At 38.0% G+C, this 22,149-nt stretch carries 17 protein-coding genes; 8 read left to right on the top strand and 9 right to left on the bottom strand.

What is annotated here, in order from left to right:
- Nucleotides 1-29: 29 nt before the first annotated feature.
- A complete protein-coding gene (locus tag ACNFU2_RS01015) occupies nt 30-977 on the bottom strand; it encodes a FecR family protein (RefSeq protein ID WP_273647661.1) in 948 nt (315 codons plus the stop codon).
- Nucleotides 978-1,247: 270 nt separating this feature from the next.
- On the opposite strand from ACNFU2_RS01015, the gene ACNFU2_RS01010 reads away from it, so the two are divergent.
- Nucleotides 1,248-1,874, top strand: coding sequence for an RNA polymerase sigma factor (locus ACNFU2_RS01010; RefSeq protein WP_273647660.1), 627 nt, complete (start codon nt 1,248-1,250; stop codon nt 1,872-1,874).
- Nucleotides 1,875-2,007: 133 nt separating this feature from the next.
- Here ACNFU2_RS01010 and ACNFU2_RS01005 read toward each other — a convergent pair whose 3' ends face one another.
- Nucleotides 2,008-3,474 carry a beta-lactamase family protein gene (locus ACNFU2_RS01005; RefSeq protein ID WP_273647659.1) on the bottom strand — a complete coding sequence of 489 codons (1,467 nt, stop codon included), beginning with the start codon at nt 3,472-3,474 and terminating at the stop codon, nt 2,008-2,010.
- A gap of 131 nt (nt 3,475-3,605) precedes the next feature.
- On the bottom strand, nt 3,606-5,741 hold the full coding sequence (locus ACNFU2_RS01000) for a S8 family peptidase (RefSeq protein ID WP_418123305.1): 2,136 nt from the start codon (nt 5,739-5,741) through the stop codon (nt 3,606-3,608).
- 539 nt (nt 5,742-6,280) lie between these two features.
- Between ACNFU2_RS01000 and ACNFU2_RS00995 the strand changes: the two genes are divergently transcribed.
- A complete protein-coding gene (locus ACNFU2_RS00995) occupies nt 6,281-6,787 on the top strand; it encodes a DinB family protein (protein ID WP_172278060.1) in 507 nt (168 codons plus the stop codon).
- Between the two features lie 52 nt (nt 6,788-6,839).
- Here the strand turns inward: ACNFU2_RS00995 and ACNFU2_RS00990 are convergent, their stop codons facing one another.
- Nucleotides 6,840-7,460, bottom strand: coding sequence for a helix-turn-helix transcriptional regulator (locus ACNFU2_RS00990; protein ID WP_172278058.1), 621 nt, complete (start codon nt 7,458-7,460; stop codon nt 6,840-6,842).
- Nucleotides 7,461-7,651: 191 nt separating this feature from the next.
- On the opposite strand from ACNFU2_RS00990, the gene ACNFU2_RS00985 reads away from it, so the two are divergent.
- The 4 genes from ACNFU2_RS00985 to ACNFU2_RS00970 all read left to right on the top strand — a co-directional run bounded on the left by ACNFU2_RS00985 (nt 7,652) and on the right by ACNFU2_RS00970 (nt 9,792).
- The gene (locus tag ACNFU2_RS00985; RefSeq protein ID WP_273647657.1) at nt 7,652-8,278 is read left to right on the top strand and encodes a superoxide dismutase; all 627 of its coding nucleotides are present in this window, start codon (nt 7,652-7,654) and stop codon (nt 8,276-8,278) included.
- A 30-nt stretch (nt 8,279-8,308) separates the two neighbouring features.
- Nucleotides 8,309-8,809 (top strand): DUF2480 family protein, encoded by a 501-nt coding sequence (locus tag ACNFU2_RS00980; protein ID WP_273647656.1) that lies wholly within the window; start codon nt 8,309-8,311, stop codon nt 8,807-8,809.
- Nucleotides 8,810-8,814: 5 nt separating this feature from the next.
- Nucleotides 8,815-9,378: an NADPH-dependent FMN reductase gene (locus ACNFU2_RS00975; protein WP_172278052.1), complete on the top strand. Its 564-nt coding sequence runs from the start codon at nt 8,815-8,817 to the stop codon at nt 9,376-9,378.
- Nucleotides 9,379-9,444: 66 nt separating this feature from the next.
- Nucleotides 9,445-9,792 carry a 4Fe-4S dicluster domain-containing protein gene (locus ACNFU2_RS00970; protein WP_172278050.1) on the top strand — a complete coding sequence of 116 codons (348 nt, stop codon included), beginning with the start codon at nt 9,445-9,447 and terminating at the stop codon, nt 9,790-9,792.
- Nucleotides 9,793-9,910: 118 nt separating this feature from the next.
- Here ACNFU2_RS00970 and putP read toward each other — a convergent pair whose 3' ends face one another.
- From putP to ACNFU2_RS00955, 3 genes are all read right to left on the bottom strand, one after another.
- Nucleotides 9,911-11,407 carry a sodium/proline symporter PutP gene (putP, locus tag ACNFU2_RS00965; protein ID WP_273647654.1) on the bottom strand — a complete coding sequence of 499 codons (1,497 nt, stop codon included), beginning with the start codon at nt 11,405-11,407 and terminating at the stop codon, nt 9,911-9,913.
- A 93-nt stretch (nt 11,408-11,500) separates the two neighbouring features.
- Nucleotides 11,501-14,065: a M1 family metallopeptidase gene (locus tag ACNFU2_RS00960; protein ID WP_273647653.1), complete on the bottom strand. Its 2,565-nt coding sequence runs from the start codon at nt 14,063-14,065 to the stop codon at nt 11,501-11,503.
- 122 nt (nt 14,066-14,187) lie between these two features.
- A complete protein-coding gene (locus ACNFU2_RS00955) occupies nt 14,188-14,532 on the bottom strand; it encodes a YciI family protein (protein WP_273647652.1) in 345 nt (114 codons plus the stop codon).
- 566 nt (nt 14,533-15,098) lie between these two features.
- Here ACNFU2_RS00955 and ACNFU2_RS00950 point away from each other — a divergent pair.
- Together ACNFU2_RS00950 and ACNFU2_RS00945 are read left to right on the top strand one after the other, a co-directional pair.
- Nucleotides 15,099-17,432: a TonB-dependent receptor gene (locus ACNFU2_RS00950; RefSeq protein WP_273647651.1), complete on the top strand. Its 2,334-nt coding sequence runs from the start codon at nt 15,099-15,101 to the stop codon at nt 17,430-17,432.
- A 3-nt stretch (nt 17,433-17,435) separates the two neighbouring features.
- Complete coding sequence (locus tag ACNFU2_RS00945) at nt 17,436-18,245, top strand: DUF4249 domain-containing protein (protein ID WP_273647650.1); 810 nt, start codon at nt 17,436-17,438, stop codon at nt 18,243-18,245.
- A 102-nt stretch (nt 18,246-18,347) separates the two neighbouring features.
- On the opposite strand, the gene ACNFU2_RS00940 is transcribed toward ACNFU2_RS00945, so the two are convergent.
- Both ACNFU2_RS00940 and ACNFU2_RS00935 read right to left on the bottom strand, forming a co-directional pair.
- On the bottom strand, nt 18,348-19,646 hold the full coding sequence (locus ACNFU2_RS00940) for a TolC family protein (RefSeq protein WP_172278031.1): 1,299 nt from the start codon (nt 19,644-19,646) through the stop codon (nt 18,348-18,350).
- 49 nt (nt 19,647-19,695) lie between these two features.
- Entirely contained in the window at nt 19,696-22,113 is a 2,418-nt protein-coding gene (locus ACNFU2_RS00935) for an FtsX-like permease family protein (protein WP_418123300.1), read from the bottom strand.
- Nucleotides 22,114-22,149 lie beyond the last annotated feature (36 nt).

Raw genomic sequence — 22,149 nt, 5'->3', positions numbered from 1 at the left:
CGTAAACTCTATCTAAATTAATCCGGTTGCTATTTTTTTAATATGTAAGTGGTATTGTTTTCTTTTTGTACCTCAAGCCCTGTGATAAATGCCAATGCTTCTACATTTTCATCCCAGTTGCTGCCGGTAAGGTCAGCAGTAATTTTTTTTTCTGCTATTTCTTCCGGATATCTGATACTTATTCCATAATTTTTATATAGTATTTCCATGATGCTCCTAAACGAAACATCATTGAAAGTCAGCGTCATTAGTACTGAAGTCTTTTTTCCCGATTGCTTATTTATTTTTTCATTTATTACAGCAGCAGTATGGGCCATTCCAAAATTTGTCCACCTTTGGTTTGGAGTCAGGTAAGAAACTGCAGTTCCGGGTGAAGAAACAGCCACTTTACCTTCATAAAGTTCCACGGTCTTGCGTTCTCCCCGCTGCATTACCTTAAATACCGTTCCCATTACCCTTGTGCTGAAGCCATCCGCACGAACTATGAATGGATGTTTTTTAGATTTAGCTACTTTAAATACAGCATCACCCTGCAAATCCACCACTCTGGTATCAGCGGGAAAAGATTTTTCGACAGTAAGCTTTGCACCCGGTAAAAGCATTACTAAAGATCCGTCCTCAAGTTTTATCGTTTGATTGTCATTGATCGCAACATATACATCCGGTTTTATAAAAAACATATACCCCAGGAAACCTGTAAGACTAAACAGCAGAAGCAATACAGCGGCAGCCCTGTACATATTTTTCTTAAGAGAAAATATATTCGCCTTATGAGATTGTTTAAAGTAAGACTCAAGACCGGCCAATACTTTTAGCTTAGACTCCTGAATATGTTTTTTATCCAAATCTTTAATAGCTTCATTTTTCCATAGTTCAAGGATCACCGATTCTTTCTCTGAGATCTCATCACCAGACACCTCCCTGCTCCATAACTTAAAAACAAATGTCTGTGCCTTGCTGTATTTCAATTTCTTCACTGTATAATGTTGTTGTATTAGTTTTATATTTTTGTATTAATTCTAATAAATACCCTCACTTATAATACTGGGCAAAAAGACAAACTTCCCAAACCCCATTTAACATTTCCTTAATATCACATTTGTTTTTTCAACAAAAACACTTGGTTTATGAACAATTCGATACATTATAAGTGGAAAAATGAAAATATTTTCAGAAATATTTAATCTTATAGGTTATATAATTCACAAAACATTAATATTAGTTTAGGTAAATTTGTAACAGACATTATGAAACCTACAGACTATACTTTATTAAAAAAAATAAAATCGGGCGACCGGCCTGCTTTTGCGATATTGTATGAAAGATATTGGGATAGTTTCTATACAATGATCTTCACACGGACAAAGGACAGGGATGCTACTGAAGAGCTGTTGCAGAACCTCTGGATCAGGATTCTGGAAAATCCGGAGTTTGTACAGACAGATGAGGAGGAAAGTGCCAAAGGTTATTTATTTCGTTTCATCCATTACCGTATTTTGGACTATTATGCAAGCATCAGAAAGATCCAGGAAGTATATGTAGATGAAAGCGAAGATTTCTTAGCCGAAATAACGGATGCAGAATATGCGGAAATACTGGAGGAAAATGATATTACGGAACTGTTTGCTATGATCGATGAAGTGATTTCCCAACTTACTCCCACTGAACAAAAAGTATATGACCTTAGAATCCGCAAGAACATGTCTGTGGTAGAAACTGCTGAAGCCCTTAATTTAAGCAATAAAACGGTGAGTAATAATTTAAGTAAAACCCTGAATGAAATCAGAGAAAAGCTTAATCCCAATTATGAATCTTCCAAAAAACTTGTTTCCCTTCTGATTCTTATGGAAATGATGCCCAATCTGTATTCTTAAAATCATTTAAATCTGATATAAAAATCCGGCCCTGTTTCACAGGGGCCGGATTTTGTTATACTTACTTGTTATTTCCTGTTGAAAAAAATCCAAGATCAATACCTGAAATCATTTTTTCATTTTACAATTCTCATTATTTAACCGATGAATTTGTGGACCCATTTGCTGTAAGGATCTCATTGAGGACTTTTTTTCCATATTCATTATCAGGATTCAGGTCTATTGATTTTCGGTACATTATGGCAGCCTGACTTTTATTTCCTAACTTTAATAATGCTTCTCCGTAACTATCGTACGCATTCCAGCTATTGGGAAACAAATAAACATTCAGTTTAAAAATTTCGGAAGCATTTTTAATATCATTTTCAGACATCATCCGGTACCCCCAATTATTAAGTTCAGCTTCCTGAGGCTTGAAATCCGGATTCTTTTTCTTTTCCGAATTAACCAGTTCTATTGCCTTATCAAAACCAATCTTTTTTAGATGAAGTCTAAGATAAGTAACCGGATCGGATTTAATAATTTCCGGATAATATACTCCGGCAAGCTCTTCCAGAAATTCTTCAGGATAACTTCCTGCTAAATTTGTAAGCACAATAATGGCAAGATGATCATCCGGATATACCAAAAATGCAGATCTTCCTCCTCCTGACATTCCGATAGCCTTGTGTTTTGTCCTGAATTTCGTCAATCCCCAACCGGGAGACCACATAGTCTGACTTCCATTGTTCATTTTTATAGGTTTCCACATTCTCTGCAGAGATTCTTCTGTCTTCAAAAGCTTTCCACTCTGCAGCGCAATGATCCACATGGCCAGATCCTCAGCCGTACTGTTCAGCCCAGCTCCGGTTCTGCTATAAGGAGGAAATATAAAATAGTCGTTGACTAGCTTTTGCCGATTCCCATTTTCTCCTTCGGTCATATTCCTGTAACGGTAAGTGGGTGCAAAGTGAGGAATGACATCCTTGGAATCTCCAAATAATGTATGCGGCATTCCGACTTTTTGAAGCTGTTCCTCTTTAAAAAACTGATCAAAAGACTTCCTACTCAGTTTGTTTATAATCTTTCCCAGTAGATAATAGTTGGTTTGATTGTAGCTAAACTGCTCACCTGTCTTGAATTCCATAGGCAATCCCTTAAGTTCGTCCCAGATTTCTTTTTCAGTTTTCGATGTATCACCGGTAGCCGGATCAAATAACTTGAGTATCTCAGGAAAACCTGAAATATGAGTCATCATTTGTTCTATGGTCACTTTCTGCCATTGTTCCGGAAGATCATCCAGATACCGGGACACGGGTGCAGACAAATCAACTTTGCCTTGCTCAGCCAGCTGCATAATAGCTGTAGCGGTAAATACTTTCGTACAGGAGTTAATAGCAAAAACAGTCGTATCTGTAACCGGAACCTGATCCTGTACATTGGCAACTCCGAAAGATCTTTTCACTATCACCTTACCCTCCTTAACTACAGCGATTTGTAGGCCGGGAATTTTGCGTTCTGCCATTTCTCTTTTAATAATGGCTTCAATGGCTGAAGCTGTTTCCTGGCCATATCCATAAGAAGAAAATATACAAAGAATGAGTAAAAAGAAACTTTTCATGTCGAGGCATTTGTGATAAGACAATATAAACCTGCAATATATTACAAAAAAAGGCACCGAAATATGATTTTATAAAAGTCAAATCATAACCGGTGCCTTTAATTACAAAAAATAGTAGAAAGAATTACTGCTTATTCTTTAATAATTTTTTTAGAGATCGTTTCTTTATCTGTTTTTACCTCAATAATGTAAATACCATTGGCATTCGAAGACAAATCTACACTCGCTTCGTTGGTGTTTATCGTTCCGCTTTGTATCTTTTTACCTGAAAGATCATACACATTGAAGGTTGAGTTTTTAGGTGCATTCAGTACTTTAACCACATCTTTGGTAATGGTAGGAGCAATGATTAAACTTTCGGTTTTTGCAATTCCTCTCTCACTTGTTGCGAGAACTTGTTCACTGTAGCCTGTAACAATAATCGAATAATCCTGAGGGGCCCCTGCTCCGGCACTGTTCACCAGATTCCCTTTATTTGTGATTTCTATCCTGTAATTTCTACCTGCAACCGGAGCATCAATGACTACCTGTTCCACGTTATCCACCGTGTTATCTCCTTTGGTTGCCGGGGTCATAGGACTAGCAGCATCAAGTTTCCATGGAGTATAAACCGTATTATTCGTCGTATCAATGATTCTCAGATCCAGATCATTCACCAATCTCGAGCTTCTGTTGTTATAAACTTGTCCCCAGGTTAGGTTCGCAGGAACATTGTAAGCAGGATCAATCCAGGATATGGTTACTTTTAGAGGTTCAGTTCCTGATGCTTTTATCACTTTTGTGTAGGCAACACCGTTATTGAGAGTTTCATTATTGAAAACTACAGTATTGTTTGCTTTTCCAACCAATAGCTCAGCGCCTTTTTTTGCATTGATATATCCCCAGCCAAACCATGGATCAGGACCTACATTACCTGCTTCAGAAGCAGAATGAACCATTAAAGTTTTAGCACTGGCAGCATTAAGAAGCTGATCAGAAAATAGATCTTTGTAAATCTGGGACCATAAACCGATTACTCCGGTTACCACCGGGGCGGAATAAGATGTTCCACTTCCATAATCATATTTCACACTTCCCGTAGTATCTTCTGCTGTAGAAGCTGAAAACACATTTGTACCCGTGGTTGTGATATCCGGTTTTATTCCACCGTCATCTCTTGGTCCTGCACTGCTGTAATCAGAATGCACCACATCCGAAGGAACAGAATATTTAAAGTTATTCGTAGAGATCACATCTGTAGCGCCTACCACAATAATATTTTTGGCTAATGAGCCTTGACCTATACAGTCATAGCCTTGTGCACAATTATTTGCAGGTAAAGTATCTGTAGAAGCAAACTGAACCAGATTACCATTGCTGTCTCTGTAATACTTTGGAAATGTTGTGGTTCCTGGCATTGTAGGGCCATATCCGAAAGAATTCCCTGCTGATTTTACTATAATATAAGAAGGATTACTGTATACGATCTGATCATAATTCTGATCATTGGATAAATAAGATCCCTGAGTATCAAAAGAGGTATCAGGACTATCATAAGCACCATTCCATAGCCAGACATTGCTTCCGTTAGCATCTTTTACTACATCCCAACCTGGATTAACCCCGTAAGAATGATTGGATATTTTAGGCTGTGCAATTAATATTTTTTGAAATACATTACTTGCCGCTGTATTTCCCGGTAGTACTGTTTGAGCAAATCTATATGAATCTATGGTTGAATTTACCGCAACTCCCTGGATATTTCCAGTAACTGCCGCACCATTTAAAGTTCCTGAAATGGTTAATGCCCTGCTTCCTATAAATCCGGCAACTCCTGTTGAATGTGCACTGTAGATCTGAGTTGAAGCTTCTCTATTGGTAATTCTACCAACTGCATTGTCAAATGCGGGATGAGCAGCATAAACCCTTCCTCCGTCAAAGACCGTAAATTTAATATTCTCTCCTTTGTATGCATTGGTAAGTCCCGCTACACTACCCGCTGTGTTCAGAGCGTCAGCATTGGCATTCTGAACTTGTCTTATATCCTGCTGTTTGTAGAAGTAAGGCTTTCCATCAGGTAGAAATCCTGCCAGATTGCTTCTTTGCTCTTCAATTTCCTTTTGATTGGCTGCTCCTTTAGCGGAACCATATTGTTTGGCTACATATGAATCAAACCTGTCGTTGTTTTCTCTGTTTTGCTTTTCGAATTCTTTTTGTAAGATATCATTGGATTGAGCACTCGCAAGACTAACCATCAGGGTGCTGATTACAAGTAATTGTTTTTTCATTAGTGGTAAATTTAAATATGTTTTTTAAGTTAAAAATCAATCCAAAAAGAGCATCTTTTACAGCTCAGAAAAGCACTTCACCAAAATCCATCCTGCATTTAATTATTATCCTTTATTTTCTAATAATCCATGAATTATTTATTTTTTTTGAAAGGATCACGTTTTATTAATGCAATTTAATTGCAATAATAATAAAAAATTTTTAAAAAGCAACAAAGTTGCAATTAATATTCAATAAAAAATTTCCCTTCTTCCGGCTTATAAATGATTTATACATTACATAAGAATAAGTTGAATAAATTAAACACATAACATCAATTTTGTAAATTTATTATCTGAATATGCCTGCAAATATAAAATATACTTTCAATTAGTCTACTAAAATAGTAGACTTTTTTATTATGTTAAGTACTTCCCTGTTTTTGATCAGCCTAAAAAGATCATAAAAACAGTAAATTCAGATTTTCATATATTCACAAAATGTTTGGACCTATAAAGACATCTTTTAAGTTTAAACTGACAGAAATAAAATTAATACGATGGAGATAAGATCAGCACAGTCATTTATTGATTATTACGAAAAAGTACGGTCCCGAACCCTTCGGCTGCTGGAAGTTATCCAGCCGGAACACCTTGATTTTTCATATAAACCGGGAAAGTTTACCGTAGGCGACCAGATCAGGCATATTGCAGCCATTGAACGTTATATGTACGGAGAAACCATTGCAGGAAGAAGGAGTGCTTATCAGGGCTGCGGAAAAGAGCTGGCAGATGGTTATGACAACATACTGAAATATTTTAACGAAATGCACCGGCAGACTATCGATATTATAAGCCGGCTATCGGATGAAGACCTGTATAAGAAGTGTCTTACTCCCGCGAATCAGGAAATTACAATATGGAAATGGCTGCGGGCAATGCTGGAACATGAAATCCACCACAGAGGCGAACTTTATATTTACCTGAACCTGTTGGATGTAAAAACACCTCAGATTTATGGCTTTTCGGCAGAAGAAGTACAGGAAATGAGTGTGAAAATAGAATAAAGATATTTTTCTTAATTGCATATTGCCCTTATCCTCTCCTCCGATCAGGCTATTATACACTGATCTTATACACACATCTCTGAGCTCCGGACAGGATATGCTTTACCCTTTCTACTTTATAGTCCAAACCTATCAGGTTCTGAAAATTGGATAATTCTGCCCGGCAAAACCCCTGGCATTCACTTGCAGCTGCACAGATCGGACAATGGTTTTCTATTAAAAAATAATCAGCTCCTTCCTTTGTCCATTCTGCCATATACCCTTCGTCATTCCTTATTTTTGATAGAATTTCCAGTCGGTCTTCCAACGATTTTGCTTTGGTAAGCGCTTTCTCGTACCTCTGATACGTCGTTTTTTCCCTGTCATTGATCAATAAATCCAGTGCATTATCTCCCAATAGGTCTTTTACAGACTTCAGAAGCTGTACGGTAACGTCAGCGTGGGTATCCGGGAATTGTGAAAGCCCCCTTCGGGTAAGGATATAATAAGTGGAAGGACGCCCCACTCCTTCACTCCTGATAACAGACTCAATAAGTCCTTCTTTAACAAGATTTAGCAAGTGCTTTCTCGCCCCTTCCTTTGTTATGGAGAGTTCTTCAGAGATCAAAAGCGAAGTAGCTTCCCCTCTCATCTTTAAAAACATCAGAATACGATCTGCTGCCGGTTTTTTCATTTGGCAATATATAGGTTGTTTTATTTCTTACAACAAAGATAGTCATTTTCTATTATATCGGCTTTATAACGACAAATCAGTCATTTATAATATATGGGAGGACTCAATAGGACCACTAATTAAACAACCCAAAAGTTGTTTAATTGAAATAAATGTTTACCTTTGAAACACATTAATAAAAAATCAAAGTAATGAACGCATTTACCCTACCCCAGCTGCCGTATGCTTACGATGCATTAGAGCCTTTTATTGATAAAGCAACAATGACTATTCATCACCAAAAACATCATCAGGCATACGTTGATAATCTAAATGCTGCCTTAGAACAGGCCGAAGAAAAAGAGACTGATCTGGATTCTCTTCTACAGAGGATCAGTGAGTACAGCCCTGCTGTAAGAAATAACGGCGGTGGACATTTTAACCACTCTTTATTTTGGGAAATCCTCTCTCCTGCACCTAAACTTCTTCCTGAGGGAAAACTTGCAGAGGTAATCGACTCCACTTTTGGAAACCTTGATACCCTTAAAACTGAGATAAAAAAAGCAGGTCTGGGACAATTTGGGTCGGGATGGGTTTGGCTCTATGTAAAATTCAATGGTTCTATTGCCTTAAGCTCAACCCCTAATCAGGACAATCCTATGATGGATATTCAATCTGCCAACAGAGGGTTTCCAATATTGGGAATAGATGTTTGGGAGCATGCTTATTATTTAGCCTACCAAAATAAAAGAGCAGATTATCTGGATGCATTCTGGGCAGTTCTTGACTGGGCATCAGTAGAGAAAAAATATGAAGAAGCTCTCTCAAAAATCAAATAACATTCCTAGAACAAAACAGGTTGCCTACTTATGAACCAGAATATTTTTATTAATAAAGCTGAGGCTTCGGGAATCATTCCATTTGATCTTTGGGATTATAAACCCACTATAGAGATTGTTGAGTTTGATCTTAAGGATCATCTCTTCATGGGAATGATTCTCAAAGAAAAAGAATTTAAAGAGTCCCTGTCATCTATTGATTTCTCGGTGTACACTGGAAAAGCCGTCGCTGTTATCTGCTCTACAGAGGCCATCATTCCACCGTGGGCATATATGTTACTGATGGATAAATTATCCGGGTATTCTGTTTATACAGATATACGCAGTTCAGAAGAGATCCTTCTGGATCTTTGGAAAAAAGAACTTCAAAATGTAGAACCGGAGCAGTATAAGGATCTTAAAATTGTTGTTAAAGCAAGATCCGAAACTTCTCCTGCTCTTTATCTTTTAATCACCCAGCTTATGAAACCATTTGTCAAAAGTCTGATGTATGGTGAAGTAGGCCTTCCTAAAGTCATATTAAAAAATTAAATAAAATGAAAGCAATTATCTTCAACGGCGCTTTGGAGAGAAGACCAAAATCCACTTCAGGGATCCTTTCCAAATATTTTACGGACAAACTTGAAGAGCTGGGCATCATTCATGAAACATTTGCCCTCGCTGATTCCGGTATTCCACTTTATGATATTACCCTTACCAAAACACCATTGGCTGTAGAGCGTATGACCCAATTATTCCTGGGAGCAGATATTCACTTCTGGCTGGCTCCTCTCTATCATGGAAGTATTCCGGGTGTAATGAAAAACTGCCTGGACTGGCTTGAGGTAACCGCTGACAATGAACAGCCCTACCTTACAGATAAGACAGTAGGCCTTGTATGCTGGGCAGATGGTTTACAGGCCATGCAGGGGATCAACGCAATGGATTCTATTGCCAAATCGTTACGGGCATGGCCGCTGCCTTACAGTGTTCCTATGATCAGAACGTCCCTGTTTGATGCTGAAAATAAAATCTCTCCTCTTTATTCCGATAAGCTGGACAGATTGATCAGCATCGCAACCACAAACAGGATAGAAAAAATAATTTATTCCAAAGTATAAAGAAAACATCGGGATTGATAATATAAAATCCCGTACCTTTATTAAAGAATCTAAACGATTGATATCATGGCTATAACAATAACGGATGCGTGCATTAACTGTGGAGCCTGTGAGCCGGAATGCCCGAACTCTGCAATTTATGAAGGTGCCATCGACTGGCGTTGGCAGGATAAAACAAAGCTTTCCGGGAAAACTATTTTTCCTGACGGTACGGAAGTAGATGCCAATGCCTATAACCAGGCTATTTCTGATGATGTTTATTATATTGTCCCGGGAAAATGTACAGAATGTAAGGGTTTCCATGAAGAGCCTCAATGCAAAGCGGTTTGTCCGGTAGACTGTTGTGTTGATGATCCTGAACATCGGGAAAGCGAAGAAGTTTTATTTAGCCGTCAGCGGTTTTTGCATACCTGAGATTAACAAAACCATAATCTTTAACAGCTATTTCCTACATAAAGATTTGAATGTAAATAAAAAGCCAACTCTACAGAGTTGGCTTTTAGTATAATGAGCATCTTAATGCATCTTTATTTTATTCCTTAATGATCTGGCTTACCTCATCAAATTCACGTTCAATAACCGGATCAGGTTTATAGGTAGCCAATGAAACAATAACATTGGTGATGAATGAAAGTGTAAATCCGGGAATCATTTCATACCAGTCTTTCAGTGGATGCTGAATATACACCCAGCATAGGATGGTTATACCTCCGGCCAGCATTCCTGCCAAACCACCCTGCCACGTTGTCTTTTTCCATAAAAGAGATAGTAAAATCAAAGGACCGAATGCAGACCCGAAACCTGCCCATGCATTTCCCACAAGATTAAGAATACTATCCTTTGGATTCAATGATAATAACATAGCAACAACAGCAACTAACAGAACGGAAAGCCTGCTGGCGATCAGTAATTGTTTTGAGGTTGCCTTTTTATTCAGAAAAGCTTTGTAAATGTCTTCTGTTAATGAGCTCGAAGTAACCAGCAACTGAGATGAAATGGTACTCATTACTGCTGCGAGAATCGCTGTAAGCAAAAATCCTGCAATAAACGGATGGAATAGTATCCTTGAGAAATAAATAAAAATAGTCTCTGCCTCGGTTTTTGAAGCATCAAATTTCATCATGGTATTTACATCAAACTTTTGCAGATAAGCAATTCCTACCAACCCTATTGCTAAAGCGCCAGCAACAGTAAAGATCATCCATGTGATTCCGATCCGTCTTGCTTTGATCAGATCTTTCGGCTTATCAATTGCCATAAAACGAACCAGGATATGTGGCTGCCCACAGTATCCTAATCCCCACGCAAGAAGGGAAACAATACTCACCGTGGTCGTTCCCTTAAACAGGTCCAGGTACTTTGGGTCTTTTGCTTCGATCAATGAAAAAGTTTCCTGAACACTTCCTATCTCAGAAATAGCGACAATCGGTACAATGACAAGCGCCAGTACCATAATTGTTCCCTGCACAAAGTCCGTTAAACTCACCGCAAGAAATCCTCCTAAAAATGTATATAATACCACAACTAAGCTCGTTAATAATAAACCGGCAGTATAGTCCATCCTGAATGCGGACTCGAATAATTTCCCCCCTGAAACCATTCCTGCAGAAGTATAGAGGGTAAAAAACACAAGAATAAAAATAGACGAAGTTATTTTGAGAAGGTGATTTTTGTTTTTAAATCTGTTTTCAAAAAATACCGGAAGTGTAATGGAATTCTGGGCAACCTCTGTATATACCCGGAGTCTGGGTGCGACAATAATATAATTGAGATAAGCTCCTATCGTGAGCCCTATCGCGATCCATGCACTGGAGATCCCGGTAAAATACATGGCCCCGGGAACTCCCATCAGCAACCAGCCACTCATATCGGCAGCCCCGGCGGATAGCGCGGTAACAGCTGCTCCCATTTTTCTTCCTCCTATTAAAAATTCCTCTGAATTACTGGTTGATTTCCTGTAAGAATAAATACCTATGCCAATCATCAGCAACAGGTATAATCCGACAGAAATTGCTTCATATACTTGCATATCATTTTTTTTGCGACACCGAATATAACCATTTTCTGAAAAACAGATGTATACCTGTTCATACAAATCCTCCTGAACAAGCAGGAAAAGTGTTTATTTTACAAGTTTTTGGGCCCTTCTCAGATTATCAGAGGCCTGCAAAATCTTATTCTTCAGGATTTTATTATAATCCGGATTGTTCAAAAGGAACTGATTGACAATTTCAAGTGCCTTTGGATCCTGATAATTTCCGAATGCAGAACGAAGCCAGTTATCAGGAAAAAATATGTCTCCGGTTTTTTGTATTTCCTGTAACAATTCTAAAGTTTTTGGAAGATAGCTGATAGAAGTCTGCTGTCTCAATGGGTGATGTAAATATCCTACGGCAGCCACCACGGCAGATTCATTGGTTCTGTTTTGTTTTTCGGATAAGCTTTTGAAAAAATCATCACGGATTTTCTGATCTGAAGATGCCGCTTTCATAATGATCTTAAAACGGTTGATCCGGTCCGGGTTTTTAATACGAGCTAACTGTTCCTGCAGGAGATCATTATTGTTGTTATTCCTTAATGATAAGGAAAGCGCAAGTCCTGTATAATCCTCATCATTCAAAGACACACCTTCGGGTGGAGTTTGTGATTTCCAGATGGCATACAAATTATCATACGCTTTTTTAGATTGAAAGATTCCCTGGTATCCGTCAAAAAGAATTTTTTTATTATTTTTTGTGGTTTGCACCTGTAACGCTTTCCATAAGGTATTTTCTAAATTTTCCGATTCTTTTATCCGCTGAGATTCCGGTAAAAATTCCCAGTAAATACCCGAAATATATCCCATGATAAGACGTAGATTCAGCTCTGAACTTTCATTTTGAAGTTGTGCTGTAAAAAAATACAACAAATCCTGTGGACTAATGCCCGTTCCTCCCAGCATATTTTCATATAATGAAATATAGGCGCTCGCTCTGTTGACAGGATCTTTAACCAGAGAAAAGTTGGACAGCATCCCTTTGTCTATACCGAATATGCCGTATCCAATACCGGAAGAGTTCTGAAGAATGAAAAGAGGTTTCATTTTTCCTTTTAATGCTGTAATTTCCTGCTGTCTTCCTGAAATTTTAACTTCTGTTTTTTCAACCCTGTCCGGATAAAATAAAGCAATCTGGAACTCCTGTGGCCAGGATTTATGCTCTTTTCCATGCTCGGGATGTTGTAAGATCGTAAATTGATCAATCGTATTCCCTTTATATTGTACTTCATTATCAAAAACCGGTCTTCCGGGATCATTCACCCAAACTTTATTCCAGCTTTGTAAATCCTCATCTGTATATTGGTCCAGAATCCTGATAAGATCCGGCCAGGTTGCATTGCTGTATGCATATTTCTTAAGGTATTCATCAATTCCTTTCCTGAAATTCTCCTCTCCTGTTAACAGCTCCAGCTGTCTCATCATAATGGGGGCTTTGTTATAAATAATAGGACCGTACATCATTCCTGCATTTTTCAGATTATCCAGAGTCTGACGTATCGGATTCGCTCCCAGAGTCCTGTCTACTGAATAAGCAGCCGGAAAGTGTGTCGTTAAAAACTTGAGATCATACACACTTTTATCTGATGCAGCTCCGGTACTTTTGTCTGCCATAAAATTGGCAAATACCTCTTTCATCCAGACATCGTTGAACCAATCCATTGTCACCATATCTCCGAACCACAAATGGGCTACTTCATGGGCAATAAGATTGGAACGACTGTTTAACTGATTTTGGGTGGCATTTTTATCTAAAAACAAGGTTGAGTTTTGAAATAGTATAGCCCCGGGATGCTCCATACCTCCAAACTGAAAATCGGGAACCGCAACCATTCCATGCTTTTGGAATGGATGTGGAATGTCAGTCCATTTCTCATAGTAAGCTAGAGAATTTCGATAGAGTGTGAATACAGAGTCCATACTGTTCTTAATTTTCACAGAATCCGTTTCACGGTATAGGATTTTAGAATCTTCTTTTCCGATTTTTGCTGTAAAATCTTTAAAATCTCCGGCAGCAAAAGAAAATAAATAGGTTGGAAGCAGGTCTGAAGCTGCAAAATTCAATGTTTTTGTTCCTTTCCGGATACTTGTTTCTTTCAGTTTTCCATTGGCTAAAGCATTCCATTTTTCAGGAATCGTAAGGGATAAGGTGTAACTGGCTTTCAGATTGGGCTGATCAAAACAGGGAAACATAGTCCTGGCCCGGTCTGGAACAAAAAGAGTATACAGATAACCATCACGTCTGTTCAATGCTGCATTACCTGCGAGAAACGTAAAATGAATCTCGTTCGCTCCTGATTGAAGAAATCTGGATTCAATTATTATATGTTCATTTTCCAGAACCGGTTTTACGGCCTTACCGTTTACAGATACAGAAATTAAATATGCGGCTTCTTCCTTAAAGTCTATTTGTAACGGAGCTTCATCCTGTTTTTTATAGGTAAAATGCAGAATTTCATTTGCCTTTATCCTTTCGGATTTGCTTTCCGGAATGTTTAAACTAAGCTCATATCTGATGCCGCTTAATGTATTTTTTCTGAACTGTGCCAATTCGTAAGAAACTCCTTGTTCTACCCTTGGCGGGGATTTCATTTGTGCCTGAGAATAACTAGCAAATGCAACAATAAATAACGTCAATAATCCTTTTTTCATAGATCAAATATAAGAATTGATCGGAAATTAAATGCAGCTAAAAGATAAATGCAGAAATAACAAGGGTGGATGGCAAAGCCAAAGATAGTATATAGATTATTGTTCATTTCATCAAAGGCTTTTTAATCCTGATTTTGCAGTTCCCTTATTTCAGCATAGCCATCAAATTCATAAATTGGGCAGGTTTTCATTATTTCTACCGCTTCGTCAAAATCAGTACACTTCAACAACAAATACCCTCCAACGATTTCATGATGATTCTTATAGATTTCATTGGTGACTGTATTTCCATTATCTTTTATCATTCTTCCTTCTAATGTTAAGCCGCTCCCACCTTCCAGCTTTCCCTTTTGTCCCCAAGTCGAAAACCAATTCTTCCAATTTTCCTGATGAGCTTTAATATCATCATCAGAATGTTGTATGGTCCTTCCATCAGGTTCTCTAAATAATACGATAAATTTTTTCATTGTTTTATATTTAAATGGAATGAGTGAATCATAGCATAACTTTTAAAATTAGCTTTTAATGATTGGTATCAAATACCTATTAAGATCTTTACATTTAAAAAAGATACCTCCGATACCTGTTACTTTTTTCATGTTTATTGTTTTAGTGTTTAATAATTTGAAAAGTTTTTAAAATTATTAATTTTTTTAATCTGCCATCCAATATTTTTATCATTTCTCAGTTATTTTCATGAATAACAAACTATTAATCCTATAACAAGATGAATCAAATCCGGTAACTGGCCGATCCGTAAACCTAAGACCATGATGCAAAACTCACAATTGTTTGAAAATTAACAGTGATAAATGTATTTTACAAATCAAAATACCTATTTTCGCGATGTATATTTTCAAAGGACGTATTTCTAAGTTAAAAATATTCACTAAAAACTATAAAACTGTGACCTACCTATTCCTCAAAAACCTCTTCCTGAGTTAAATTAAACTTCCTTTTCAATCCTTGTAACAATCCACCATTAAACCCTACTACTATATTTAAAAAATCTACTACTTAAATAATAAACTGAATGCAAACATCTTTTTTTAAAATTGCGGCTGCCTCAGCTGCACTCTGTTTCAGTACGGTCGTTTTAGCCCAACAAAAATACACGGTTAGCGGAACGATCAAGGATAAAAAAAACGGAGAATTGTTGATTGGGGTTACCGTAAAAGTAGCTGAAGATCCTTCGATAAATGTGGTTGCCAATGAATATGGCTTCTACTCTTTATCGCTACCGGAAGGAAATTACACCATGATCATTTCATATCCGGGATACAGGGATTTTGAACAGAGCATCACGGTAGATAAGAATATCAAGCTGGACCTTCCGCTGAACCAGGAGGAAGAAGAGAGAACAGCAAAGATTGATGAAGTGATCATCTCCGGAGTAAAAAAAGATAAAAACCTTTCTACTGCCCAAATGGGTACCGAGACTTTAAGTATTAAAAATATTGAGAAGCTTCCGGTTTTATTCGGTGAAAAGGATGTTATGAAAACCATTCAGTTGTTGCCGGGGATCAAAAGTAATGGTGAAGGAAGCAGTGGATTCAGTGTTAGAGGTGGAGCTACTGATCAAAACTTAATTTTACTGGATGAAGCTCCTGTTTATAATGCTTCTCACCTGTTGGGCTTTTTCAGCACATTTAACAGTGATGCCTTAAAGGATGCCAGTATCATCAAAGGAAACAGCCCCGCACAATACGGTGGTCGCCTTTCTTCTGTCATGGACGTGAAAATGAAGGATGGAAATAATAAAGATTATAATATCAATGGAGGAATTGGTTTGATCAGCAGCAGATTAAGTGTGGAAGGTCCTATTCAAAAAGAAAAATCATCGTTTATAGTTTCCGGAAGAAGAACGTATGCGGATTTATTTCTAAAAGGAAGTGAAGATTTTAAGGACAGCAAGCTGTATTTCTATGATCTGAACTTAAAGGCCAATTATCAGATCAATGATAATAACCGACTGTATTTATCCGGATATTTTGGAAGAGACGTTTTGGGAATCGGGAAGACCTTTGCGACAGACTGGGGAAATACAACCGCTACTTTGCGATGGAACAGCATCATCAGCAGTAAATTATTCTCCAACACTTCCCTGATCTACAGCGACTATAATTATAAAGTAAGCCTGGAAAGTAATGATAATAAATTCGGACTGAACTCAGAGATCCAGGACTGGAACCTTAAACAGGATTTCACATGGTTTGCCGGAAATAAGCATTCGGTTCGTTTTGGCCTACAGTCCATTTACCATACCCTGACACCGAGCAGTGCCTCAGGAACAAGTGTCAGCAGCTTTCCAAGAAATCCACGGTATTCGTGGGAAAATGCCATTTATATAAACGATGATTTTAAAGCAACCGAAAAGCTGACCATTAATTATGGTGTGCGGCTCTCTACATTCAGTGTTTTAGGTGGAGATACATTTAATAGTTATGATAACGGTGTTCTTACGGACAGCAGATATCTTGAAAAAGGAAAATTCGGGAAAACGTATGTAAATCCGGAACCGCGTATTACAGCCAATTACAGGATCAATGAAGTGAGCAGTGTAAAAGGAGGATACTCCAGAAACACCCAGAATCTGCATCTTTTGAGCAATAGCAGCAGCGGAAACCCTACAGATCAGTGGATCGGAAGCAGCTATACGGTAAAGCCCGAAATTGCAGATCAGGTAAGCGTAGGCTACAGCAGAAATTTCAATAACAACAATTACGAGATTAATGCTGAGGTGTATTACAAATCAATGAAAAATCAGATCGACTTTAAAAACGGTGCGCAAATTACTTTTGATACTGCAGCAGATGTAGAAAGTGAGTTATTATTCGGAAAAGGAAGGGCTTATGGTCTGGAATTGATTGCAAAAAAGAAAAGCGGGAAATTAACAGGCTGGATCTCATATACATTGTCTAAAACAGAGAGAAAAATCAATGGGATTAATGATAACGAATGGTACAATGCAAGAATGGATAAAACCCACGACTTATCCGTTGTGGCCACCTATCAGCTAAACCCCAAATGGTCCTTTTCCGGATTATTTGTTTACAGCACCGGAAATGCGGTAACTTTTCCTACCGGAAAATATGAGCTGAACGGACAAACCGTTTTCCAGTACAGCAGCAGGAATGCGGATAGAATGCCTGCTTACCACAGGATGGACCTAAGTGCTACTTATGAGCCTAATTCCACTAAACGCTTCCATGGATCTTGGTCATTTGGTATTTATAATATATATGGTCGAGAAAACGCCTATACTATTACTTTTGAAGACAATCCAAATAATCCGGGAACTACGCGTGCTATGCAAACTTCATTATTCCGTTGGGTACCTAATATTACTTACAATTTCAAATTTTAAATCATGAAGAATATTTTTTTTATCATATTATCCTTGTTTTTATTGACCTCTTGTCAAAAAGAAATAGACCTTGATCTGGCTGATCAGAGTGGAAAGATCGTCATTGAAGGAAACATTACAGATCAACCTGGTCCTTATATTGTAAGAATAACAAAATCAGTAGCGGTTACAGAAAATAATTTGTATCCTGCTGTTACCAATGCACAGGTGATTGTAAGCGATAACATGGGACAAACCGAAACCCTGCAATATATCGGAGACGGAAAATATCAGACGACCAACTTCAGCGGAGTATCAGGAAGGACTTATACTTTAAAAATACAGGCTGAGGGACAACAATATACTGCTCAAAGCACTATGCCCGCAGCTGTAAGTTTCGATGGCCTTACTCAGGATTCCTTTGTATTCGGAGGAGAGACCACTTATACCCTTTTGCCTCTTTTCACGGATCCTGTAGCCTTGGGAAACCGTTATCTTTTTAGCTTTACTATCAACAGCAAGCCTAAAAAGACGCTTGAAGTATTTTCAGATAATATCAATAACGGATTACTGAATCAGCGCCCTTTGTTTCTTCCCAATGATGACGAAGACGGAAACAGCCACAAGGTTGTAGTTGGTGACACCATCCATGTCGAAATGCAATCTATTGATAATAATGTATTCACGTACTACAGTGCATTGCTTCAAATCATTGATGGAGGCGGCCCCGGTGGTGGAGTAACTCCATCCAATCCGCCGAGTAACATCAGCAATGGTGCTTTAGGTTATTTTTCTGCTCACACTCTGAGTAAAAGAAATGCTGTAATTCAATAATCTATAACGATTGAATCAAAAAAAAAGGCTATTCCGAAAATCCGGGATAGCCTTCAATATAATCAGTGTTAAATATGTTTTTATTTTTCTGCTGAACCGTTTTTATAAACCGGATTCCAGCACTTTTAATAATTCAGTCTGCTGAATAAGATCATTCTTACTGCTGATGAGATTATAATTGGCCTGGAGCCAACCGTTCCTTACAACGAAGAAGGTATAGGCATCCATTAAACCCTCTTTGTATTTTTCTTCCGATTTCTGAAATGACAGTTTCTGATTTTCAAAATTGAGATCCAGAAGATGGTATTTTTCCTGTGCATTCAGAAACTGGGCTTTTATGGAATTGATGGTTTGTGTGAGATTATTAATTACCAGTTCTTTGTCATAGTTGGAATTGATAGCATTCAGTTTTGCGATCTCAACATTTGTTTTTACCTGAAGTTTATTGAAAACGGGAATACTGAGGCCGAAACTAAGGGATTGATTCTTATTTTGTCCGAACTGATCAGAAAAACTAAGGGTCGACGCATTATCTTTTCCCAAAACCTTATTATAAAAAGTTGACCAGCTATAGGTTCCGTTCAAAGTTGGCCAATATCCGGCTCTTGCTACCTCTTCCTTTTTTTTCTGTGCATTGATCTCCGCCATCACCGACTGGTAAGCCGGATTCTTTTCTAAAAGCCTTTTTGTAAAGTCGGGATCCTGAAATTCACTTTCTGAAAGAGGATTCTCATTATCCATAACAAAATCTATCGAATCTTGTGTTACCGCCATAGCATTGAGAAGGTTAATCCTTGACAGGTCACGCTGGTTCTTGGCGGATACCCATTGCTCCTGTAAAGTTCCTAAATTGGCTTTTATATCATAGATATCGCTTTTGGGCCTGTTGCCAATCTCCACCTCCTTTTCAGTCCGTTTAATCTGCTCTTCAATGCCTGAGATCTGGGTTTCCAGCACTTCCAGCCAGCTTTTGCTGTTCTGATACGTGAAGAACATCTGTATAACATTCAGCTTTACTTCATTTTTAGCCTGCGCAAGCTTGTAGGTACTGGTTTCTTTATTCAATTTAGAAAGAGAGATATTCAGGAAATTTTTCCAGTTGAACAGTTCCCAATCCGCCCTTGCGTTGAATTGATCGTATTGTGTATTAAGAGCTTCACGCTGATTACTGGACTGGTTGATTGAAGATCCGAAACTATACGTGTGGTTTACCCCTGCTTCTATTGTTGGCAGGAGCATTCCTTTTGATCCGGTGATCAGCCTGTCATTCTTTTCTACGGCAACAGCGGCCTGTTTTATTGACGGATGATGCGTAGATGCATAATCCAGGCACTGTTGCAGGTTCCAGGTTTGCTGCCCCGGATACAGGCTGATAAAAAATATGAAAATGAAATTTTTCATGAGTTCGTTCTGATTTAAGTAGATTAAAAATATAGTATGATTGCGCTACTTATTCATATTTAAGGTACTTTACAAGATTGACTTTTGTAGCTTTGTACGCTTTTATACTTACCACGGCAAATGTCAATGCAAGCAATACACAGAAACTGACGATAAATGGCCATAACGGCATATCAATTCTGTAAGCAAAGTCTTTCAGCCATTCGTTCATCAGGTAGTAACATATAGGTACACTGATCAATACTGCAATTATGGCAATCCAAAGAAACTGTCTGGTCAGTCCGAAGACCAAAATACGGTCAGACGCACCTAAAGTTTTCCTGATCGCTACTTCTTTTAGCTTTTGTTCGATCATCAGGGAAGAGAGAGCAAAAAGCCCAAGCAGAGCCACCATAAGCACCATGGCATTGAGAATAGTAAATAAGGTCTGCTGTTTCTGATACTGTACAAAGGTTTTCGCAAATTTTTGATTTACAAAATAGTATTGGAACGGATATCCCGGCTCAGCTGAGTTTTCCCAGTATTTTTTTACCTTGTTTACTGTTCCTTCAATATCATCAGGTTTTACCTTTACCTGGATACTTTGCAGAGCATACCTGTTTGCGGCAGTTTCTTTGTAATGGAAAAATGCAATGGGCTCTACTTTAAATTTTAAACTTTTAAGATTAAAATCTTTAACGATCCCAACAATCCTATATTTTTTATTGTCATCGAATCCCGGATTTAAATTTCGCGCCAAAGCTTCCTCATCGGTCCAGCCAAACTTTTTAACAAATGCTTCATTTACGATCAGACTGTTAATTGTATCTGAGGCGAGATTAGGGTTTAGCCAGCGTCCTTTTAACAATTTCACTTCCATAAACTGCAGGTAGTTGTAATCCATGGAGCTGTAGTTTGTATTAATAGTCTCCTGCATATAATCGATATTAGCACTTTTCTTCCTGCTACTCCCCGCAACTGCATCTCCAAAGGAAACCGCTTCTACTCCATCAATTTTAGAAATTTCGGACTTCAGACGCTCATACTTCAGCCACGGTTTAGGATCGTTTTCATTGAAGGTTATCAGCATGATTTGCTTTCCATTAAAACCAAGATCTTTGTTCATCATATATTTTACCTGACTGTTTACAATAAGCCCACCGATGATAAAAAACGAAGAGATCATCAACTGAAGGGTAAGAATTCCGTTTCTTAACCATATCCCGTGCTTACTTCGTGAAAAATTCCCTTTCAGTGTTTCAATAGCTTTAAAGCTGGAGAGATAAAAAGCAGGAATAAGTCCTGACAGCAAAGTAACCAAAAGTACCATGATCAGGGAATAAAGAAAGACATGCCAGTCATTCAGCTTTATTTCTTTATCAAAAAACTTATTAAAGCTCGGAAGCAGGAGTTCCGTAAGGACCAGAGAAATAAAATAGGATACCATGCAAATTATAAAAGTCTCTAAAAGAAATTGTCTCATCAGTGAAGACCTTGTTCCTCCGATTGCCTTTCTCACTCCTACTTCTTTGCCTCTTTGAGATGCTTCTGCTGTTTTTAGGTTAATAAAATTAATAGCAGATAAAACAACGATCAGTACAGATAAAATAAACAAGATCAGCACAGTTTTAAAATCTCCTGCAGCCAGCGGGGAAGATTTCGCATGGAGTTTTATCTTATCAAGTGGAGTCAGTAAAACGGTGTTGGGGCCATATTTTTCAAGAAATTGCTGGGTACTGATTCCAGAATCTTTTGCGTCTACCGCTGCCCTTACTTCAATGATGTCTCTTTTAAATTTCTCACTGAAAACCGACGGATCCACTCCCTTTTTTAACATGAAGAAACATGCATAACGATAGTCATTCCAGTGGTCACGGTCACTTCTGAACTGTTCCACAGGATTAATGATAAACTCCGGTTTTATCTGCGTATTTCCTTCCGGAAGTTCGTATACCGCGGTAACGATATAGTCTTTATTTTCAATCTTTACAGATTCCCCCGCAACATTTGTCTTTCCGAACAGCCTGATAGCCGTCTGTTTGGAAATAGCAATAGAGGTTTCTGTTTTTAAAGCATCTTTTGCTCCTCCTGAAATAATCTTAAAAGGAAAAAAATGAAAGAAGCTTTCAGATGCCAGAAGACCGTCCTGCTGAAATGCTGTATGGTATTTTGTAGTCATTTTATTACCGATTCCGGTACCAAAGAAAAGAACGTAATCCTGAACTTCGGGAATTTTCTTAAGGGCATTGAATGCCATAGGATAAGAAATACTGCTACGGTAAGAGTTCTCTGCCTTAGAATAGGTTTGAAAGGCATAGATATCATCTTTTTTAGGATTCCATTTTTCATAGGATTCCTCATCATTCCAATGCATCAGGATCAGCATAAATCCTGTAAGCCCTATCGTAAGTCCAAATATATTGATAATGGTGGACAGCGCATTTTTTTTATAATTGACGAAAGCAATTTTAAGCCAGTTCTTGAACATAATTCTGTTGTTATTAATAATGAATGGTACAGATCA

Source organism: Chryseobacterium sp. PTM-20240506 (assembly GCF_048296755.1).
In the GTDB taxonomy this organism is placed as follows: Bacteria; Bacteroidota; Bacteroidia; order Flavobacteriales; family Weeksellaceae; genus Chryseobacterium; species Chryseobacterium proteolyticum.
This window is presented reverse-complemented; position numbering and strand designations above follow the sequence as displayed.